Raw genomic sequence first — 4080 nt, 5'->3', positions numbered from 1 at the left:
GGGAGTCATCAAAGTTCTGCTCCTTCTGAAAGTATGTGTGCAGGCTGGGGGCACGCCAGTGCAGGTCCACTGCCAGGACCTTGAAGCTGAAAGTACCGGCGGCCTGTACCGCCAGGCCGGCTGCAAGCATGGTTTTACCTTCTCCTTTATTAGGGCTGGTAATTACCAGGCGCTTGTTGGTGCCGTTGGTCATGGCGTTTTCCACGTAGGCGGCGATGCGTTTTAATTCTGCCAGCTGGATAAACTGGCCGATGCTGGAGTGCGGGTCTTTGATGGATGTCATGTATGGTTTCTCCTTGGATCGGGGTTTAACTGGTTTTATCCATGGAGGAAGTCTATTAGATATTTTTGCATTATTCAATCAAAATTTTTCGATTTGGTCGGGGGTCGGATGTCGGATGTCGGATGTCGGAGGGTCGGAGGTCGGGGGTCGGGGGGGCGGTGCGTCTGTATATGGGAAGATATTTAATTGCGTGGGACTGGGGGTTATTTTGAGTTGCGAGTTGAAAAGAGTCTGCGGAGCAATCCGGGGCGGCGGGGGGCCGGGTCATGGGGATGTTCTGAAGTATGCAGGGGTTCCTGTGCCGGGTCCGGTTCTTTTATAAGCTGCAGGGCTGGATCATCTTCATGGTGAGTATCCTTGCTGTCGGGGCTGTTTGTTGGAGTTGGTCCGTTTTTGTCGGACAAAGTCTGCTCAAGGCTTCGCATTTTTTTGATACAGTTGAAATATTTGAGGTAATACTTGTCCGACCTGGCCCGCTCCTGTTCCAGTAACTCCTGCAGGGTGCTGATTAGCCTGTCCTTGTCCTCGGCGAGCCTGTCCTGGAGCTCCCGGCCCTGCTGCTGGATCATGACCCGGAGTTCAGCCGTGGATTTTTCCAGGTGGGTAAGCCGGCCCGCGGTCTCTCCTTGCGGGATTTCCGAGGCACCAAGGGATTCCCCGGATTCCACCCAGACCGCACCTTCAGGGACCACTCCTTCCTGTTCCCTGTCGGTTATAACCTGTTCCACCAGGGCTCTGTCTACAACCTGGACCTCGTCTCCAAAGGCATACACCAGGGCCATGTCGCAGAGGATATTTATGGACCTGGGGACCCCCTTGCTTTTTTCATGTATCAGGTCTGTGGCTTCCGGAGTGAAAAGCCCGTCATCTTCCCGGCCGGCCATTTTCAGGCGGTAAAGGATGTAATCCCGGGTATCACTACGTTCCAGGGGGGAGAGATGGTAGCTGACCGCAATGCGCTGGGCCAGCTGCGCCAGGCGTGGGTCCCTGATCCTGGCTCTCAGCTCGGGCTGGCCTACGAGCATGATCTGCAGCAGGTTGTCTTCGCTGGTCTGCAGGTTGGACAGCATGCGGACCTCTTCCAGGGCCGGCAGGGACAGGTTCTGGGCCTCGTCAATGATGAGCAGGGAATTTATGCCCCTGGAATACCTGTCTATGAGAAAAGAATTGAATATGTCCAGATTGGCCGGCTTGTCGCTGGGTTCGGGTTCCAGATCGAATTCGCGCATGACCTGCTTTAGAAGGTCGTCAGCTGACAGGTTGGTATTGGATAAAAGGGCGGTTTCAACCGATGAGTCCAGATTGGACAAAAGTTTCCGGATAAGGGTGGTCTTGCCGATGCCGATTTCACCGGTGAGCAGGATGAATCCGATACTCTGGCTTAAGCCGTACTCCAGATAGGTCAGGGCCAGGCGATGCCTGGAACTGGGGTAGAGACAATCCGGATTGGGGACTATATTGAAAGGCTTGTCTTTAAGCTTGAAGAAATCTGTGTACATATTCCAGGCGGCCTGTTGAGTTTTTTCTGTTTTGGTCTCGACTACCTATTTGATGCGGGTTATGTCTGCAATCTAAGATAAAGAAAAGAGTTTTTTAGACAGGATTAACAGGATTAAGAGAGTGATGAAGAGAGAAGGTTTTTGTCCTGGCCGGAGGCCAGGCCAAAAGGTTATCACTCGCCTTTGGCGATGGGGACAGATGATTGATTATCCTGCTCATTTTGTCTAGTGGTGGTTATACTTATAAGCTATGAAAAAGAAAAGAGTTTTTTAGACAGGATTTACAGGATTAAGAGAGTGATGAAGAGAGAAGATTTTTATCCCGCCCGGAAGGCGGGATAAAAGGTAATCACTCGCCTTTGGCGATGGGGACAGATGATTGATTATCCTGCTCATTTTGTCTACCGCGCTTCGCGTGGTTCTTTTTTTTGTGACAGACTTTGAGCAGTAAGGCACTACTGACGTACTGCATTAAGGACCATGCCGATGATATTCACCCCCTGTTCTTCCAGAGTGCGCACGGCCTCCTGGACATCCTGGGAAGGCGTCTTCCCGGCCTGGACCACCATGAGCACCGCGTCCACGTAGGAGGAAAAGACCAGGGAATCCGGCATGTCCAGCACATGAGGGCAGTCATAGATGACGTACCTGTCCGGATACTTGGTCTTTAGCTCCTGGACCAGGTTTTTCATTCTGGGAGAGCCCAGCATATCAGTAGCCGGCATATTCTTGCCCGGCGGAAGAATGACCATCTTGTCAACGCCCGGAGAAAACAGGATATCATGGACCTGAACACTGTCCAGGAGATAATCGCCCAGACCTGTCCTGTCCTCATCCAGGCCGAAACAGGAGCAAAGCCTGGGGTTTCTGAAATTGGCCCCCACCAGCAGGGCGGTTTGCTGAACCTGGCGGGCTATGGCCAGGGCGAGGTTGATGGAGGTCAGGGTTTTGCCCTCTCCCGGATGGGCGCTGGTCACCATGAGGCTGTTCCAGCCATTGGGAATCGTACGCTGCAAGACCTGTGTGCGCAGAATGTCGTAGTAGTCCTTTACCCTGGGATCTGTTGAAGGCGTCATTATGCGGTTGGATTCCAGGATCCGGGCATCAGGGGTAAAAACCTGGGTGCGGGTGTAACTGGGATTGACCCCCTCTTCCCGGGCAGCTTTTCTGTTTGCAGATCTTACAGGTGATGCGGTCTGGTCTGTAAGGTCTCTGGAAGCCCTCTCATAGGCCCTGGCCAGCCTGTCCTGGTCAGGTGAGAAGGCAACAGAAGTGGTGCCCCTGTTTTTTTGTTCTCTGGCCTTGTCCAGAGCTTTATGCAGCTTGCTCATGTCTTACCTTACTCCTGAAAGCCTGTCAGAAAAAGAAATTGATGTCAGTTAATTGTTAATTGTTGAAGAATAAAAGCCTAAGGCGGGCTTTGCCTGCAACCCAATTAAGAAAAGAGTTTTTAGCCCACAGATCACACAGATTGACACAGATAAAAGAGATTGAAGAAGCTTGTTTTTTCCTTGCGGGAATAAGACCCCAGTGAAACCCTGCTGCGCAGGAACGCTTTCAGCGTTGTTTCACGGGGCGGGACCCGCAAGGAAAAGGCATCAGCCGCTTGCGCGGCGGGGGGAGCACCTGAGCTTAGTGTCCAAAAATGAAACAGTCCCAGTGCCAAGTGCTAAACCCCCGTCATGGCTAAATTTTTCTTGTTTTTTGTAACAGGGTTTCAGGAGTAAGCCACTAAGTATCGCTGTAGTGCCAGGCTGAAAGGTGGATCTGCAGCGGGCTGTTATAAATGCCCGGGCATTGTTCATGATAAAACCGGCTGCAGAATACCGCCTGCTGTTCTCCCGGACAGGGTGCCTGGAAGAGATAAAACAATGGCGCAAAGTCAAACTTGTATTATTTAAACAAAGTCTAATATTTTTTCAAGTAAAAAAAGAATTATTTTGAATCAGGCGTTTTGCACAAACTTTAAACAGATATGACTGTCCCGCATGTCGCACTGTAACAGTTTAGCCATTTGCATGTGGCACGGGGACTGGCTCCACCGGGACTCACTTGTCCCAAATGATCTGGCTGGTTCTTAGCGGGAACAGTCCTGGTACCAGGCGCTCAAGCCCCGTCTTTGCTCGAAATTTGTTTCCATGCTCTGCGTGGGAACATCTTCAGGACGCTTTGCGTCCACTAAGGGTTTGTCATAAAATAAGTGTTACATAATGCCTGCATAATCTGGGGGTTTATCGCTCCCACGCTCTGCGTGGGAGCGTAGCCCGACCGCTCCTGCGGTCATTGTGGACGCGGAGC

2 protein-coding genes and 1 pseudogene are annotated in these 4080 nt (G+C 51.7%); all 3 read right to left on the bottom strand.

The genetic code is table 11. The features are described from left to right. Positions 1 to 283, bottom strand: a pseudogene (locus QZP87_RS04770) (hypothetical protein); the annotation flags it as partial. 203 nt (positions 284 to 486) lie between these two features. Then, positions 487 to 1782, bottom strand: a complete 1296-nt coding sequence (locus QZP87_RS04765) for an AAA family ATPase (RefSeq protein WP_291321776.1) — start codon at positions 1780 to 1782, stop codon at positions 487 to 489. Between the two features lie 455 nt (positions 1783 to 2237). Then, on the bottom strand, positions 2238 to 3113 hold the full coding sequence (locus QZP87_RS04760) for a polysaccharide biosynthesis tyrosine autokinase (RefSeq protein WP_291321775.1): 876 nt from the start codon (positions 3111 to 3113) through the stop codon (positions 2238 to 2240). Positions 3114 to 4080: the final 967 nt, after the last annotated feature.

The organism is Desulfonatronospira sp. (assembly GCA_003563255.1).
In the GTDB taxonomy this organism is placed as follows: Bacteria; Desulfobacterota; Desulfovibrionia; order Desulfovibrionales; family Desulfonatronovibrionaceae; genus Desulfonatronospira.
The sequence above is the reverse complement of the archived record's forward strand: the minus strand, read 5'-3'. Positions and strand labels throughout refer to the sequence as shown.